General features: G+C 71.7%; 13 protein-coding genes. 6 read left to right on the forward strand and 7 right to left on the reverse strand.

The features are described from left to right. Positions 1–45: 45 nt before the first annotated feature. Complete coding sequence (locus ACIOC1_RS03410) at positions 46–918, reverse strand: slipin family protein (RefSeq protein WP_355339695.1); 873 nt, start codon at positions 916–918, stop codon at positions 46–48. A gap of 196 nt (positions 919–1114) precedes the next feature. Beyond that, a complete protein-coding gene (locus ACIOC1_RS03415; RefSeq protein WP_355339698.1) occupies positions 1115–1468 on the reverse strand; it encodes a hypothetical protein in 354 nt (117 codons plus the stop codon). 165 nt (positions 1469–1633) lie between these two features. Between ACIOC1_RS03415 and ACIOC1_RS03420 the strand changes: the two genes are divergently transcribed. The 3 genes from ACIOC1_RS03420 to ACIOC1_RS03430 all read left to right on the forward strand — a co-directional run bounded on the left by ACIOC1_RS03420 (position 1634) and on the right by ACIOC1_RS03430 (position 4004). Continuing rightward, entirely contained in the window at positions 1634–2452 is an 819-nt protein-coding gene (locus ACIOC1_RS03420; RefSeq protein WP_401851490.1) for a hypothetical protein, read from the forward strand. A gap of 9 nt (positions 2453–2461) precedes the next feature. Beyond that, positions 2462–3445: an aldo/keto reductase gene (locus ACIOC1_RS03425; protein WP_391158602.1), complete on the forward strand. Its 984-nt coding sequence runs from the start codon at positions 2462–2464 to the stop codon at positions 3443–3445. A 109-nt stretch (positions 3446–3554) separates the two neighbouring features. After that, positions 3555–4004, forward strand: a complete 450-nt coding sequence (locus ACIOC1_RS03430; protein WP_391158600.1) for a type II toxin-antitoxin system PemK/MazF family toxin — start codon at positions 3555–3557, stop codon at positions 4002–4004. Between the two features lie 124 nt (positions 4005–4128). Here ACIOC1_RS03430 and ACIOC1_RS03435 read toward each other — a convergent pair whose 3' ends face one another. Together ACIOC1_RS03435 and ACIOC1_RS03440 are read right to left on the reverse strand one after the other, a co-directional pair. Beyond that, on the reverse strand, positions 4129–4320 hold the full coding sequence (locus ACIOC1_RS03435; protein WP_355339710.1) for an antitoxin: 192 nt from the start codon (positions 4318–4320) through the stop codon (positions 4129–4131). 209 nt (positions 4321–4529) lie between these two features. Next, a complete protein-coding gene (locus tag ACIOC1_RS03440; protein WP_401851494.1) occupies positions 4530–5528 on the reverse strand; it encodes a MerR family transcriptional regulator in 999 nt (332 codons plus the stop codon). 83 nt (positions 5529–5611) lie between these two features. On the opposite strand from ACIOC1_RS03440, the gene ACIOC1_RS03445 reads away from it, so the two are divergent. Both ACIOC1_RS03445 and rpmG read left to right on the forward strand, forming a co-directional pair. After that, positions 5612–7093 carry an alpha/beta fold hydrolase gene (locus ACIOC1_RS03445; protein WP_401851497.1) on the forward strand — a complete coding sequence of 494 codons (1482 nt, stop codon included), beginning with the start codon at positions 5612–5614 and terminating at the stop codon, positions 7091–7093. A 110-nt stretch (positions 7094–7203) separates the two neighbouring features. Further along, a complete protein-coding gene (rpmG, locus tag ACIOC1_RS03450; RefSeq protein WP_355339719.1) occupies positions 7204–7368 on the forward strand; it encodes a 50S ribosomal protein L33 in 165 nt (54 codons plus the stop codon). Positions 7369–7380: 12 nt separating this feature from the next. On the opposite strand, the gene ACIOC1_RS03455 is transcribed toward rpmG, so the two are convergent. Then, the gene (locus ACIOC1_RS03455) at positions 7381–8361 is read right to left on the reverse strand and encodes an aldo/keto reductase (protein ID WP_401851499.1); all 981 of its coding nucleotides are present in this window, start codon (positions 8359–8361) and stop codon (positions 7381–7383) included. Positions 8362–8535: 174 nt separating this feature from the next. Here ACIOC1_RS03455 and ACIOC1_RS03460 point away from each other — a divergent pair, with 174 nt between their 5' ends. Next, positions 8536–9411, forward strand: a complete 876-nt coding sequence (locus tag ACIOC1_RS03460) for a helix-turn-helix domain-containing protein (RefSeq protein ID WP_391041822.1) — start codon at positions 8536–8538, stop codon at positions 9409–9411. Between the two features lie 51 nt (positions 9412–9462). On the opposite strand, the gene ACIOC1_RS03465 is transcribed toward ACIOC1_RS03460, so the two are convergent. Beyond that, on the reverse strand, positions 9463–11442 hold the full coding sequence (locus tag ACIOC1_RS03465; protein WP_355339728.1) for an amino acid transporter: 1980 nt from the start codon (positions 11440–11442) through the stop codon (positions 9463–9465). Between the two features lie 335 nt (positions 11443–11777). After that, positions 11778–13859: a glycosyl hydrolase family 28-related protein gene (locus ACIOC1_RS03470; RefSeq protein WP_391158589.1), complete on the reverse strand. Its 2082-nt coding sequence runs from the start codon at positions 13857–13859 to the stop codon at positions 11778–11780. Positions 13860–14210 lie beyond the last annotated feature (351 nt).

The following is a 14210-nucleotide window of genomic DNA, read 5'->3' on the forward strand; positions in this document are numbered from 1 at the left end:
CCACAGCCAACACCTTGGAGTGCGCTCTATCGCAAGGGGCGGGTCTCAGTGATGGACGAGCCTCGGCCGGTCCGGCGGGACGTTCTCGTCGACCGGGCCCGTACGGGCGTCGGGGCCGGTGTCCGGTTCCGCGTGGCCCGCGCCGTCGGTGGCCGTGTCCCCGGCCACGCGGTCGAAGAAGCGCAGGATCTCGACCGGGAACGGCATCACGAGGGTGCTGTTCTTCTCGGCGGAGACGTCCACCACGGTTTGCAGCAGCCGCAGTTGGAGGGCGCCCGGAGTGTTGGCCATCGTGGCGGCGGCATCGGTCAGGCGCTGCGACGCCTGGAATTCGCCCTCGGCCGCGATGACACGGGCCCGCCGTTCACGTTCGGCCTCCGCCTGCTTGGACATCGACCGCATCATCGACTCCGGCAGCGCGATGTCCTTGATCTCCACGCGCTCGATCCGCAGGCCCCAGGGCTCCTCGGTCGGCTCGTCCATCACCGTCTTCAGCTCGGCGTTGACGTGGTCGCGGTCCGACAGCAGCGTGTCGAGGTCGGCGCGGCCGATGACCGACCGGAGCGAGGTCTGCGCGATCTGGGAGACGGCGCTGGGGTAGTCGTGCACGTTGACCAGGGCCTTGACCGGGTCCAGGACCCGGAAGTAGACGACGGCGTCGACGGTCACGGTCACGTTGTCGCCGGTGATGGCGCCCTGCGCCGGGACGCCGAGCACCTCGGTCTGGATGGAGACCTTGCGCATCCGGTCGACGATCGGGCGGATCGTCCGCAGGCCCGGCTGCCGCAGGTTCGGCAGCAGACGTCCGAAGCGGAAGACGACGCCCCGCTCGTACTGCTGCACATCGTGCAGGCTCATGGCGAGCAGGATCAGTCCGATCAGGACGACCACCACCAGCACAGTGATCAGAGCAACCATCGATCTCACGACCTTCTGGCGTGGCCGAAGACAGGCGCGCGCCGCACAGGCACGTGCCGCACCGCCACGCTCACCTGCACTTTCAGCCTACTCCGGCAGCCGCTTCCGGGGGCTGTCACCGGTCGCGGGCCGACTCCTCGGCCGACTGTCGGCCGACTCCTCAACGAGCTTCTGGACTAGGCCGTGAGCCGAGTGGTCAGGCCGCCCACGGCGGTACCGGGTCGTGCAGGTGCCGCGCCCGCTCGACGAATTCCACCAGCGCCACGCGCTGCCCCGGGCTCAGCTCCCCCGCGAGCCCCGACTCGCGGATGTGCGCCCGCACCAGCAGGTAGTGGCTGTCGAACATCCCCATGCCCGGCAGCGCCCGCAGCAGCGCCTCCACCCGGATGCCCGCCGCGTCCTCGTCGCCCGCCGCCGCCCTGCGCAGCACTCGCGACAGCCCCACCATCCCCTCCGCCGCCACCTCGCTCAGCACCAGGGCCCTGCGGTGACTGGCCTCCCAATCCTCAGGGTCCGTGGTCCCACGGTGACGCGACCCCATGATCGTCATGGCCACCACCTCGCTCCCTTTAGTCCCTTTTATCCCTCTCCCCGGACGAGCGTACGCCCGTCCCCCCGCCCCGCAAACGGCTCACTCCCCGTGACCGCGCCGGGCCCCTGCGTGGGTTTTCCCAAGGCCGGGTCACCGGCGGCGGCCGTCGGTTACTGTGCGCGAATGTCTTACGCGCGGATGGACGGCGGGCGGAGCGCGCGGGGCGGCCCCGCCGGGCAGGGCGGATACGGCGCGTACGGCGGCTATCGGACGGGCCTGCTGTGGCTGGGCGCGGGCGCGGCCTTCGCGGTGCTCGCACTGGGCCTCGCGGTCGCGCTGTTCGGCATGATGGAGTTCGACGAGCGGTGCGCGCAGGGGATGACGAAGGGCCCCGGCCCGCTGGTGCGCACCCGGAACCAGGCGTTTCCGCCCGCCACCGTCTGCGAGTTCCGCGACGGCGACGTGACCTCCGTCGGCGGCGGCGCGCTGCTCACCGGACTGCTCTGGGCCGCCTTGCTGTTCATGACCGCGTGCGTGTTCCTCGCGCTGCTCGCCGAGTGCTTCGAGCCGCCGCTTCGCGGAGCCTTCGCCAGCGAGCTGGTCGTGCCGATGTCGCGGGACGAGAAGGTCCGCCGTACGGGGGCGGCGTTCTTCGTCACCGGCTCCTTCTTCCTGATGATCTACGCGCTGGCGGGCTGGAAACTGCTGGCCGGGCCGTCCTCCGCGTGCTCGGCGGGCGCCGACTGGGGCAGCGGCCCGCCGCGCACCGTGACGTACAGCTTCTTTCCGCCGCAGGCCACCTGCCAGTACACCAGCGGCATGACCGACCGGATCAACCCCGACTGGCTGGCCTCGCTGACGGCCGAGATGATCGCCCCCGCGCTCCTGGCGGGGCTCGGGTTCTTCCTCGCGTGCCGCCGCAGGAGCGCGGAGCGCCGGACCGGGCGACCGGCCGGGCGACCGGCGGACGCCACGAGCGCCGACCGGACACCGGCGACGTAGCATCGCCGCATGGAGCAGCGGATTCTTGGCAGGACGGGCCGGAAGGTGTCCGTCGTCGGGCTCGGGACATGGCAGTTGGGTGCCGACTGGGGCGAGGTGCGCGAGGCGGACGCCTTCGCCGTGCTGGACGCGGCCGTCGCCTCGGGCGTGACCTTCTTCGACACGGCCGACGTGTACGGGGACGGCCGCAGCGAGCAGTTCATCGGGCGGTATCTCAAGGAGCGCCCGGACGCCGGGGTGTTCGTGGCCACCAAGATGGGCCGCAGGGCCGAGCAGGTGCCCGAGAACTACGTACTGGCCAACTTCCTCGCCTGGAACGACCGTTCGCGCGCGAACCTCGGCGTCGACACCCTCGACCTGGTGCAGCTCCACTGCCCGCCCACGGCCGTCTACTCCTCGGACGAGATGTACGACGCCCTGGACACGCTGGTGGCGCGGGGGCGCGTCGCGGCGTACGCGGTGAGCGTCGAGACGTGCGAGCAGGCGCTGACCGCCATCGCGCGGCCCGGCGTCGCGAGCGTGCAGATCATCCTGAACCCCTTCCGCCTCAAGCCGCTTGAGGCGGTGCTGCCCGCGGCGGCCGAGGCGGGCGTCGGCATCGTCGCGCGGGTGCCGCTGGCCTCGGGGCTGCTCACCGGCAAGTACACCCGCGACACCGTCTTCGCCGCCGACGACCACCGTACGTACAACCGGCACGGCGAGGCGTTCGACCAGGGCGAGACCTTCTCCGGGGTGGACTTCGAGACCGGCCTCGACGCCGCCGCCGAATTCGCCGCGCTCGCGCCCGAGGGCGCCACGCCCGCGCAGACGGCGCTGCGCTGGATCATCCAGCAGCCGGGCGTCAGCAGCGTCATCCCCGGCGCGCGCGATGTCGCCCAGGCGCGGGCCAACGCCGCCGCTGCCGCGCTGCCGCCGCTGACCGACGCCACGCTGGACGCGGTGCGCGAGCTGTACGACCGTCGCATCAGGGCGCAGGTGCACGGCCGTTGGTGAGGCACGGCTGAGGCACGGCTGAGCCGCGGGTGCGCCGCCGGGCGGTTCGTGACCGACGGGTTCCGACCCGCTCGCCGGGCCGCCGCCCGCAGGGCCTACCGTCTTGCGGATGACTGCGAATGCTGCCAATGCTGAATTCCCCGGCGCCAGCGGGCCGTACGCCACCACCGAGGCGGAGCCGCGCGAGGTGGGCCGGGTGCGGACGTCTTACGCGCCGGATCACGACGGTGACCCCGACCCCGGGGAAATCGTCTGGACCTGGGTGCCGTTCGAGGAGAACGACGGGCGCGGCAAGGACCGGCCGGTGCTGGTCGTGGCGCGCGAGGCGGGCGGCACGCTGCTCGCCGTCCAGCTCTCCAGCAAGCGCCACGACAACGACCACGAGTGGGTGCCGATCGGCACCGGGCCCTGGGACCGTGAGGGCCGCGAGTCCTGGGTCGCCGTCGACCGCGTCCTGCGCCTGCACGACCAGGGCATGCGGCGCGAGGCGTGCGCCCTGGACCGGGGCAGGTTCAACCTCGTCGTGAACCGGCTCAAGGAGTTGTACGGCTGGGCGTGAGCCCCCGGTCGCGCATGACGCGTCGGGCTGACGCGTCGGGCAGCCGCGTCCACCTCCGAGGCGGTGGACGCGGCTGCCCGTACGTCGACGCGTACGCCGTACGAATGCCGGCCGCGTCGTACGGTTACGGCTGCTCGTTCGACGGACGGGTGCCGCCGCCGAGCTGGTCGTTCAGCTTGTCCTGGACCTGGTCGACCTGGCCGCTGTACTTGTCGCCGGTCTTCTTGTCGACCATGTCACCGGCCTTTTCGACGCCTTGGTGCGCCTGGTCCTCGTGACCCTTCAGCAGGCCCTTGAGCTTGTCGAGCATGGACATGGCTGCCCTCCTTGGGGGAACGCCTTGCTCTCCCCGTTGCCCTCCCAGCATCGGGGCCCCCGAAGGTTTTCGCATTCCGGACAGGTCCGGACGAGTTCGTACGTTCTCCGGGGACGCCTTCCGGAACGTTTCCGCGGCGTACGGTCCGGTGAACGTATCCGCGTACCGGCGTATTGGCGTGTTGGCTTACTGAAGTACCGGCGTACGGCTCAGGCGGCCTCGGCGGTCGCGCCGTCCAGCGCGGCCAGCAGCCAGTCGTGCGTGCTGCCCGGGGTCGGCTCCGCCGGGCCGAACAGCTCCCCGGCGAGCTGCCAGTAGCGGTCGATCCGGGGGTCCGCGCCGAGCACCACGCCGAGGCGGCGGCGGAAGGCCGGGGTGTCGCGGGCGCCGCGCGAGCGGGCGTACGCGGCGACGAAGCAGTCCAGCGCCTCGCCCTCGTGCGGACGCCGCCCGGCCCGCAGGTGCGGGGCGGCGAGCCCGTACGCCTCGATGAGGCCGTCGTACAGGACGGCCGGGCGGTAGCCCTCCTCGGGCCGGTGCGCGGCGGGCTGGGTGGGGTCGCGGCCGTCGCCGGGGCTCGTGCCGGACGCTTTTCCGGAGACCTTTCCCGCACCGTCGCAGCTCCCCGACACCAGCGCGTGCAGGCGCGCGAAGGCCAGGGCCTGCGCCGGGGTCGGCGCCTCGGGGAGCTGCGGAATCGTCCCGTCGAGGATGGCCGAGACCAGCCGGGCGGGCATCCGCGGCGGCAGCCAGCGCCGCCAGAAGCGGGCCATGGCGGCGGTGCTGGGCGGGCTCGGCAGCGCGCCGACCAGCAGCAGCCGCTCGGCGCGCTCCCCGGGGCCGCAGTCCTGGAGCGCCCGGAGCGCGGCCTCGCGCCAGCGCAGGGCGGCCAGGCCCGCGCCGACCTCGCGCAGTTGCCCGGCGATCAGGCCGTCGAGCACGTCGGCCGCCGCGTCGGCCCCGGCCGCGCTCGCGCGGTCGTCCTCGTCGAGGACCCGGTGGACGTCGGGGACCGCGAGGCCGATGCCGCGCAGCGAGCGGATCGTGCGGAGCCGGTCGAGCGCGGCGGGGCCGTACCTGCGGTGGCCCCCGCTGCTGCGGCGCGCCTCGGGGAGCAGGCCGCGGTCGGAGTAGTAGCGGACGGTCTTGACGGTGACGCCCGCGCGCTCGGCGAGTTCCCCGATGGTCCACAAACGGTCAGGCGGCACGGCTTGAACCTCCCTCAGGGGGAGTTCCTACGGTACCCGCGGCCGGGAAAGCGGCCGTTCCGCAGGGTGACCGAGGAGATCTCATGACGGCGTACGTACTGGTGGCAGGCGCTCACACCGGCGGCTGGATCTGGCGGGAGACCGCGCGGGCGCTGCGGGAAGCGGGCGCGCGTGCGTATCCGGTGACGCTCACCGGCATGGGCGACGGCGGCCGTCCGGCGGGGCCCGACACCGATCTGGAGACGCACATCCGGGACGTGCTGGAGGTGATCGACGCGGTGGCCGCCGCCGAGGGGCCGGTGGTGCTCGTCGGGCACGACTACGGCATCCACCCGGTGGTCGGGGCCGCCGACCGCCGCCCGGCGCGTACCGCCCGCGTCGTCCATCTGGACACCGGTATCCCGCGGGACGGCGATCCGCCGCTCGCGCTCTGCCGCGACCAGGAGCTGCGGGACCGCGCGCAGGACGGTGACGGGCCGGTCCCGCCGCCGTCCGGCCCGGAGGAGTGGGCACGGCACGGCAGTACGGCCGGGGTCCCGGCGGACGCGCTGGCCCGGCTGACCGACCGCGCCGTACCGCAACCGCGCGCCACCCTCACCCGGCCGCTGCGCCTGACGGGCGCGGTCGCGGCGCTGCCGGTGACGGGCGTCTTCTGTACGGCGAACGGTTCGAGCATCGCGCTGGTCGAGACGCTGGTCGGGCTCGGCGACCCCCGGCTCGCCGTGCTCACCGAACCGCGGGTGACCTTCTTCGACCTCGGCACCGGGCACTGGCCGATGCTGTCCGCTCCGCGCGGGCTGGCGGACGTCCTGCTGCGGGCGGTCGCGGGGGAGGGGCGGCGGCTCGCGCCCAGGGGTGAACAGGCCCCCCAGCAGCGGCCGTTCCCCCTCCCCGTCCCCGAACTCCCCCGCGAGCGGCACGGTCGCGTCGACCTCCACCTCCCCCGTGCCGAACACCCGTCCCCCGCCGTCGTGTTCGTCCACGGCGGCCCCGTATCGCCGGACGTCCGCCCCACGCCGCGCGACTGGCCGGCCTTCCTGGGCTACGCCCAACTCCTGGCCTCCCAGGGCGTGGTGGCCGCCACCGTCGACCACCGCTTCCACGACCTCACCGACTTCGACCGCGCGGCCCACGACGTGGCCGAGGCCGTCGCCCTCGTCCGGGCCGACCCCCGCGTGGACCCCGACCGTGTCGCCCTCTGGTTCTTCTCGGCGGGCGGCCTGCTCTGCGCCGACTGGCTCGCGGCCCCGCCGCCGTGGCTGCGCTGCGTCGCCCTGACCTACCCCGTCCTCGCCCCCCTCCCCAACTGGGGCCTGTCCGCCACCCGCTTCCACCCCGCCCCCGCCGCCCTCCCCACCGTCCTCACCCGCGTGGCCCTCGAGGTCCCCGAAATCGCCGCCACGGTCGACCGGTTCATCGCCTCGGCCGCCTCCTCCCGCGCCCCCCTGGAGGTCGTCGAAGCCCCCGAGGCCCACCACGCCTTCGAATCCCGCGACCCCGCCCGCGTCTCCACCCCGCCCCTGCGCGCCGCCGTCTCCGCCGTCCTCGGCCACCTCACGGCGTGAGCGCGGCTCGGAATCCCGGACGCCGGACGCGGGGCATCGCAGTGGCGGTCGCCGGGACGGCCCCCAGCCGGTCTATTGACAACGACAACCGTTTTCGTATAGTGGACGTCATGGCACGCAACGAAGTACGTCCCGTGATCAAGCTCCGGTCCACCGCCGGTACCGGATTCACCTACGTCACCCGCAAGAACCGTCGCAACGACCCCGACCGGATGGTGCTGCGCAAGTACGACCCGGCGGCGGGCCGGCACGTGGAGTTCCGCGAGGAGCGCTAGGCCCTGACGGGGTCAGAAGAAGGTCGGCTCGCGAGGGGTGTAGGGGGCCTCGAGGGAGTCGACCTCCTCCCGGGTGAGCGTGAGGTCGAGCGCGGCGGCGGCGTCGGCGAGGTGGTGGGGCTTGGTCGCGCCGACGATGGGGGCGGAGACGACCGGGTTCTTCAGCACCCAGGCCATCGCGACCTGGGCCATGGGGACGCCTCGGTTCCGGGCGATCTCCTGGACGGCGTCGACGATGGCCCGGTCGGCGTCGAGGAAGATCGGGCGGTCCTGCGGGTCGACGGTCCGGTTGACGGCCGCGCGCGGCGTGGAGCGCTCGCCCCAGGGCCGGGTGACCAGCCCGCCGGACAGGGGACTCCAGGGGATGCTTCCCACGCCCTGGTGGGCGAGCAGGCCGAACATCTCGCGCTCCTCCTCGCGGTGGAGCAGGCTGTACTGGTCCTGCATGGACACGAACCGGGTCCAGCCGTGGAACTGCGCGGTGTGCTGCATTGTGGCGAACTGCCAGGCCCACATCGACGAGGCGCCGATGTAGCGGACCTTGCCCGCCTTGACCACGTCGTGCAGCGCCTCCATCGTCTCCTCGACCGGCGTCCGGGGGTCGAACCGGTGGATCTGGTACAGGTCGACGTAGTCGGTGTCCAGCCGCCGCAGCGAGGCGTCGATCTGCTCCATGACGGCCCTGCGGGACAGACCGGAACCGCCCGGGCCCTGGTGCATCGGCGCCCACAGCTTGGTGGCCAGGACGATGTCGTCACGCCGGGTGTACTTGCGCAGCGCCCGCCCGACGATCTCCTCCGAGGTGCCCAGGCCGTAGATGTTCGCGGTGTCCCAGAAGGTGATGCCGAGCTCGACGGCCCGGCGGAAGACCGGCTCGGCCGCGTCGTCGTCGAGGGACCAGGTCAGTCTGGTGGCGGGGTCGCCAAAGCTCATACAGCCCAGGGCGATCCGGCTGACCCTGAGCCCTGACGTTCCCAGTCGCGTGTACTCCATGGCCTGTTCCTCCTCGGTGACGCGGAGCCGCTCGCCCGCTCCGGGACGGCGGATCGCCTTCCCTTCCCACCGTGGCACGAACCGCTGCCCATGGCCTCTCACCAGGGGATTCCTGCTGTTACAGGTACTGACGGAGCCTGTCAGGCAGGCGAAAACGGCCGTACGGTTGGACGCATGGACGCCCGCACCGAATTCCGCGACTTCCTCACCTCGCGCCGCGCCGGGATCACCCCGGAACAAGCCGGCCTGCCAGTCGGCGGCGGATTCCGCCGGGTGACCGGGCTGCGCCGCGAGGAGGTCGCGCTGCTGGCGGGCGTCAGCGCCGACTACTACATCAAGCTGGAGCGCGGCAACGCCCGCGGCGTCTCCGACGGCGTCCTGGAAGCCCTCGCGCGCGCCCTCCGCCTCGACGAGGCCGAACGCGCCCACCTGTTCGACCTGGCCCGCGCCGCCGGTTCCGGGGCGCGGACACCCGCCCGCGCCCCGAAGCCTCATGTGCGCCCCAGCATCCAGCGCATCCTGGACTCCATGTCCACGACGACCCCGGCCTACGTACGCGACCGCCGCCTGGACATCCTGGCCACGAACCGACTCGGCAGGGCGCTCCTCGGCCCGGTCCTCGCGACCCCGGGGCGACCGCCCAACGTGGCCCGCTTCATGTTCCTGGACCCCGCGGCCACCGACTTCTACCGCGACTGGGAGCGGATGGCGGCGGGCACCGTCGCGATCCTGCGCGCCGAAGCCGGGCGCGACCCCCACGACAGGGCCCTGAGCGACCTGGTCGGAGAACTCGCCACCCGGAGCGACCTGTTCCGCACCCGCTGGGCCACCCACGACGTCCACCTGCACCGCGGCGGAGTCAAACGCCTCAACCACCCCGTCGTCGGCGAACTCACCCTCGCCTACGACGCCTTGGAGCTGCCCGCCGACACCGGGCTGACCATCATGGCCTACAGCGCGGAACCCGGCACGCCCGCGCGTGACGCCCTTGATCTGCTGGCCAGTTGGGCCGCCACCAACGACCGCGAGGCCGCCGATCACGCGGTCTGAGGCACGCGGGCTGACGCACGCTGACAAACCCGCGCGGTCTGCCCGCGCGGACTAACCCACGTGGACGCGGGGGCGGCGGGAGCGGTCGGGCTCGGCTTCGCGCAGGACCTCGCGGGTGACCGGGGCGACCTCGCCGTGGCCGAAGAGGAAGAAGCGGAGGAAGTTGGTGAAGGGGCTGCCCTCGGTCCACTCGAAGTAGATGTGCGGCTTGGTGCCGGTGGTGTCGCGGACGTGGAGGAGGAGGGCGGCCAGCGCGTTGGGGACGGACGAGCTCTCCAGGGACAGCACGCGGTAACGGCCGTGCAGGACATGCCCGGTGACGCGCAGGGCGGACTCGAACTCGGAGGCGTCGAGGACGGTGACCTCGACGAAGACGAGGTCGTCCTCGGGCGGGATGTCGTTGTCGGCGCGGATCTGGTGCACCTTGTCGCGGTACTCGGCCGCGTCGCGCAGCCCCGGCTCATTGGCGATGAAGCGAATGCGGCGACTGGCGATGTCGCGGACGAACCGCGTGGCCATGTCGTCCAACTCCACGCTGGTGACGCGCAGTTCGAAGGCGCGCGCGAGCCGGGACAGCAGCGAGACGAGGATGATCCCGGCGATGAAGCAGGCGCCGATCTTGACGCCGTCGGGCCGCTCCACGACGTTGACGACCGTCGTGTAGAGGAAGACCACCGAGATCACGGCGAAGACGACCGTCCAGCGCCGCTGCCCGGCCTTGCGGGCGGCGATCGTGACGGCCAGCGCGGCCGAGCTCATCAGGACGAGGACGCCGGTCGCGTACGCGCCGCCCTGCTTGTCGACGCTGGCGTCGAAGATCCAGGTGACGAGGAAGGCGACGAGCGTGAAGACCAGCACCATCGGCCGCACCGCGCGCGCCCAGTGCGGGGCCATGCCGTACCGCGGAAGGTAGCGCGGCATCAGGTTGAGCAGGCCCGCCATCGCGGAGGCGCCCGCGAACCAGAGGATGGCGATGGTGGAGAAGTCGTAGACCGTGCCGAAGACCGACCCCAGGTACTCGTGGGCGAGATACGCCAGCGCGCGGCCGTTGGCCTTGCCGCCGGTCTCGAACTCCTTCTTCGGGATCAGCACGGTGGTGATGAAGCTGGTGCAGATCAGGAAGACGCTCATGATCAGCGCGGCCGTCGTGAGCAGCTTCTTCGTGTCGCGGATCCGGCCGACCGGCCGCTCCTCGGTGTCACCGGGGTCGCCCGCGACGTTCGGCATGACGGCGACGCCGGTCTCGAAGCCGGACATGCCGAGCGCGAGCTTGGGGAAGATCAGCAGGGACACGCCGATCATGACGAAGACGTTGCCGCGCTCGGCGGTCAGCGCGTGCGACCAGTCGGTGACGACGTGCCCGGCGGTCGCGACGTGCCAGAAGCCGGCGATGACGACGACCACGTTGAGCGCCAGATAGAGCCCGACCAGGACGACGGCGATCCCGATGGCCTCCAGGAAGCCCTTGAGAAACACCGCGCCCAGCAGCGCGACCAGGACCAGCGTGATCACCATCTGGTGGCTGTGCAGCGCCGTGGCGAAGTGCGGATTCTCCACCAGGTGGGTGGAGGCGTCGGCGGCCGAAAGGGTGATGGTGATCAGGAAGTCGGTGGCGGCGAAGCCCAGCAGCGTCAGGACGAAGAGCTTGCCCTTCCAGAACGACAGCAGCCGCTCCAGCATCGCGATGGAGCCCGCGCCGTGCGGGCTCTCCTCGGCGACCCGCCGGTAGACGGGCAGCGCGCCCGCCAGCGTGACCAGGACCAGCACGACCGTCGCGATCGGCGACAGCAGCCCGGCCGCGAGCGCCGCGATGCCGGGCTGGTAGCCGAGGGTGGAGAAGTAGTCCACGCCGGTCAGGCACATCACCCGCCACCAGCGCTGGCCCTTGTGGGCGGGCGCGGCTTCCCGCTCCGCCGCCCCGCCGCCGCCCGACTGGTGCTTGCCCATGTCGGAGAGACCTTCGAGCAGCCAGGCCCTGAAGCGGCTGCGCGGGGGCGTCGAGGACCGCTCGGGCGGGACGGTCGTGGTCATCCGGAGGGCTCCTGGGGTGCGGCGGATCGGTCGGGCCATCGCGGATGACGGCCCGGCCAGCGTACGCACCCCTGCCCCGCTGACACATGATCGGCCGCCCGGGGTGTTCCGGGCGGCCGACCAGGCATTTCATCGGGACGGTGGGGGCTTTGCCGGGGTCTGTCCCGGCGCGCCGGCCACCGCGGCCCGCGAGTCTTAACGCTTTCTTAGCGGCCCCGCGCGAAACCTGTACGGATCTCCGTATGGACTTCGCGCGAGGCGCTTGTCACGAGGTGTCGCTCAGCGCGCGCTTCTCACGGCGCGCTTCTCACCGCGCGCTCCTCAAAGGGCAGCCGTCACCACGCCGACGGAGCCGGCGGTGCCACGACCGGCGGGCGGTCGTCGCAGGTGATCGTGTTCGGCAGCTCCCACGACGCGAACCACGGCCCGGTCGTACCGCCGCCGGTGTTGCCGCCGAGGTCGGTCAGGGAGAACTCCGAGCCCGCGGGCGTGAAGTTGAAGGAACCGCAGTTGTTGACACCGACGGCGCCGACATTGCGCGCGACCACGTTCTCGAAGGACGCGGAGCCCGCCACCCGGCCGCTGACCACCGAGGTACCGGTGCCGTCGACCTTGATGTCCTTGAAGTGGACGTTGGTGACCGAGTACAGGTCCTTCACCGGCCAGTCGGCGACGAGCATGATCGCGTTGTACGTGTTGTCGAGGAAGTTGTCCCCGGTCACCCGGATGTCCGCGTCGATGTTCTTCTCCAGCGCGTAGAACCAGATCGCGCCGAGCCCGATGTTCCAGTTCAGTTCGTACGTGCCCGCCCTGACCGTGGTGTTGTCCGTGATCCACAGGTGGCCGGTGAACGCCTCGGAGCCGAAGCGGGAACCGACCTGGATGGCGCTGCCCTCGCGGATCGGGTCGGCGATCAGGTTGTTGGAGACGGTGTTGTCCGTGCCGCCGTAGAGCGCGATGCCGTTGGCGAGCACCGGCGTCTGCACGGTGTTGTGGTCGATGGTGTTGCGCGCGTCCTCGGTCTTCTCCGACCACAGCGCGAGCGCGTCGTCACCGGTGTTGCGCAGGAAGTTGTTGGAGACCGTCGAATTCGTCACGCCGGTGTGGAAGTTGATGCCGTCGGCGATCTGGTCGACGATCACGTTGTTGGTGATCCTCAGGTTGCTCATCGGCCCGTCGAACCACATGCCGACCTTGGTGTGCTGGATGTACAGGCCGTCGATGGTCGAGTTGCTCAGCGAGCCGCCGATGCCGTTGACCTGGTCGGTGTCGATGCGCTCCCGGACGTCGCCCTGGATCGCGAAGCCGGACAGGTGGACGTTCGAACTCCCGCCCTTCGAGGCGTCCTTGCCGTAGAAGCCGACACCGGTGTGGACGCTTCCGTCGGGCGCCGGGGTGGCGAGGTCGACCTGGCGGCCCTTGATGATCGTGTACCAGCTACCCGCGCCCTCGATCGTCACGTTGTCGACGACGATGTGCCGGTTCACCTGGTACGTGCCCGGCGGGATGTACACCTTCAGGTGCGTGAGCTTCGCGAAGGCGATGGCCTTGTCGATGGCGTTCGCCGAGTCGCGGCGGCCGGTCGGATCGGCGCCGAACGCGAGGACGTTGGCCGCGATCAGGTCGATCTTCGGCGGCGCGACGAGCTGCGAGTCCAGCAGGTCGATCGTGGTGGTCGCGGCGGTGGCGCCCGCCGGGACCTGGAGCCGCACCTTGTCGCCCGCGCGGTACGTCTTCCCCAGCGACAGCCGCTGCTCGTCGTAGAAGTGGTTGGGGCGGAACGGCTTGGCGAACACCGGTGCGGGCGTGGTGTCCTGGGGCACGCAGGCGCACTCGGTCACCCAGTAGTCGGGGTGCAGGACGTCGGCGCCCGGGTCGTTCGAGAACGGGTACAGGTTGTAGAGCCACGCGTACTGCGAGGTGAGCGTCAGGGCCTTGCGGTCCTTGCCGTTCACCGTCACGTCGAGCGGCGAGGTGATGCCGCCGCCGGTCGGCGCGTCCGGGATGCTGTACCGCACGTTGATCGCGTTGGCGGCACTCGGAAGGGTGAACTCGACGTACTGGCCCGGCTTCAGCGACACCGCCTTGCGGCCCGACGCCTCGGCGGGCAGCGTGTACGCGTCCCGGCCGGGGCCGATGACCGTGCCGTTCGTCGCGGCGTTCTCCGCCTCCTGCTCCGCGAAGCCGACGTTCGCGCCGCGGCCGGCGACGAGCGAGGGGTCGAGCGCGGCCCGCGTCACCACCGGGGCCGTACCGCCGCCTGTTCCGCCCGATCCCGTACCCGCCAGGGCGGTCGTACCACCGGCCATGATGCTGAACCCGACGGCTACCGCGGTCGCCGTCGCGACCACGACCGCGGCTCTTCGCCGCGGTCTGCCCGACCACTCCACCACAGCGCCTGTGCTGCTCCGTGACATCGAAAGCTCGTTTCTGTCGAGACCTGCCGAGAGGGTGAGGTGACATTAGGGCGCGCGCGTCCGGTTCCACAAGGCTCATGCGAAATGATTTCGTAACCCTGCTGTCGAACTACGTCTGTTGGTTGACTTCTTGCAATCGCCTGCAACACCTGTTGCAGGCGTCCCCGCCTCCGCGCCGGAGCGATTGCCGGGAAGCGGCCCCGGCGGGGGTGCCAACAGGGGCAGAATCGGGGGGGACTTCGGCGCCGCGCGGACGCGCGGGCGCGCAGGCACGAAGAGCGGTACCCGGGGGAGGCGACGAGGCGTGGGACGGCGACTTGCTCCGCTGATCGCTCCGTACGAGCACGAGCA

Origin of the sequence: Streptomyces sp. NPDC088197 (assembly GCF_044741185.1) — a bacterium.
GTDB lineage: Bacteria > Actinomycetota > Actinomycetes > Streptomycetales > Streptomycetaceae > Actinacidiphila.

Excerpts from the sequence above, each read along its gene's own strand:
- ACIOC1_RS03460 (WP_391041822.1), top strand. The coding sequence starts at position 8,536 with ATGGACGCCCGCACCGAATTCCGCGACTTCCTCACCTCGCGCCGCGCC.
- ACIOC1_RS03470 (WP_391158589.1), bottom strand. The coding sequence starts at position 13,859 with ATGTCACGGAGCAGCACAGGCGCTGTGGTGGAGTGGTCGGGCAGACCG.
- rpmG (WP_355339719.1), top strand. The coding sequence starts at position 7,204 with ATGGCACGCAACGAAGTACGTCCCGTGATCAAGCTCCGGTCCACCGCC.
- ACIOC1_RS03430 (WP_391158600.1), top strand. The coding sequence starts at position 3,555 with ATGACTGCGAATGCTGCCAATGCTGAATTCCCCGGCGCCAGCGGGCCG.
- ACIOC1_RS03415 (WP_355339698.1), bottom strand. The coding sequence starts at position 1,468 with ATGACGATCATGGGGTCGCGTCACCGTGGGACCACGGACCCTGAGGAT.
- ACIOC1_RS03465 (WP_355339728.1), bottom strand. The coding sequence starts at position 11,442 with ATGACCACGACCGTCCCGCCCGAGCGGTCCTCGACGCCCCCGCGCAGC.
- ACIOC1_RS03410 (WP_355339695.1), bottom strand. The coding sequence starts at position 918 with ATGGTTGCTCTGATCACTGTGCTGGTGGTGGTCGTCCTGATCGGACTG.
- ACIOC1_RS03425 (WP_391158602.1), top strand. The coding sequence starts at position 2,462 with ATGGAGCAGCGGATTCTTGGCAGGACGGGCCGGAAGGTGTCCGTCGTC.
- ACIOC1_RS03420 (WP_401851490.1), top strand. The coding sequence starts at position 1,634 with ATGTCTTACGCGCGGATGGACGGCGGGCGGAGCGCGCGGGGCGGCCCC.
- ACIOC1_RS03445 (WP_401851497.1), top strand. The coding sequence starts at position 5,612 with ATGACGGCGTACGTACTGGTGGCAGGCGCTCACACCGGCGGCTGGATC.
- ACIOC1_RS03435 (WP_355339710.1), bottom strand. The coding sequence starts at position 4,320 with ATGTCCATGCTCGACAAGCTCAAGGGCCTGCTGAAGGGTCACGAGGAC.
- ACIOC1_RS03455 (WP_401851499.1), bottom strand. The coding sequence starts at position 8,361 with ATGGAGTACACGCGACTGGGAACGTCAGGGCTCAGGGTCAGCCGGATC.